Origin of the sequence: Pantoea sp. Pa-EAmG (assembly GCF_030024295.1) — a bacterium.
Lineage (GTDB): Bacteria > Pseudomonadota > Gammaproteobacteria > Enterobacterales > Enterobacteriaceae > Pantoea > Pantoea dispersa.
Map to the genome: position 1 here is coordinate 1 of NZ_JASEWO010000388.1, position 860 is coordinate 860.

An 860-nucleotide genomic window follows, 5' to 3' on the forward strand; every position below is an offset into this window, starting at 1 on the left:
CCTTCCAGAAGTAAAGCAAAGCGCACGTTAAGTCAACGAATTTGTCTTAGCCACGGTTTAACCACTGCTGCGCAGAGTTCGGTTTCTGGGCACAAATCATATCGGGATCGTTCGACAGAACGCCCTGTTTCCCGATCTGTCACTATTAAATCCGATATTCACCGATTATTTATCTATAAGTTTTTTTTCTACGTCGTGCAGCAGGCGATGCAGCATGGCACTATCGCGCTGCTCCAGCAGGCCGATACGCTGATCGATCCAGTCCGCCATTTTGGCATCGTCGCTGACATCCAGCTTCACCAGCAGTTGATGGAAGCGTTCGCGCAGCGCCTGCAGCTGATGTTCGTTGGCCACTTCTTTTACTTCTGCCGCCACCTGATTCAGCGCCGACAGCTGATAGCAGTACACCATCACTGCCTGCCCGAGGTTGAGCGAAGGGTAATCATTGGCCATCGGAATGCCGGTCAGCAGATCGACCTGATCCAGCTCTTCATTGGTTAAGCCACTGTCCTCACGTCCAAACACCAGCGCGATACGACTCAGCCACTGACGTTTCTCCTGCAGAATGGTTTCAACCTGTTCGGGCGTGGCGTAATAGCGAAACTTCGCACGACTGCGTGCGGTGGTAGCGACCGAGAAATCGACATCGGCCAACGCCTCACTCAGCGTGGCGTAGGTTTTGACGTTATCAAGAATCTCCCCGGCACCGTGTGCAACGCGACGCGCAGCCGGGTCTTGCCAGGCGTCACTGGCGACAATGCGCAGTTCGCTAAAACCCATGGTTTTCATGGCACGAGCGGCCGCACCGATATTTTCCGGACGGGCGGGTGAGACAAGGATCAGGGGGAAATGCATGATTT

General features: G+C 54.2%; 1 protein-coding gene. It reads right to left on the reverse strand.

Going from position 1 to position 860, the window contains the following annotated elements:
• Positions 1–165: 165 nt before the first annotated feature.
• Positions 166–855 carry a tRNA/rRNA methyltransferase gene (locus QMM04_RS22835; RefSeq protein WP_224932427.1) on the reverse strand — a complete coding sequence of 230 codons (690 nt, stop codon included), beginning with the start codon at positions 853–855 and terminating at the stop codon, positions 166–168.
• Positions 856–860: the final 5 nt, after the last annotated feature.

Excerpts from the sequence above, each read along its gene's own strand:
- QMM04_RS22835 (WP_224932427.1), bottom strand. The coding sequence starts at position 855 with ATGCATTTCCCCCTGATCCTTGTCTCACCCGCCCGTCCGGAAAATATC.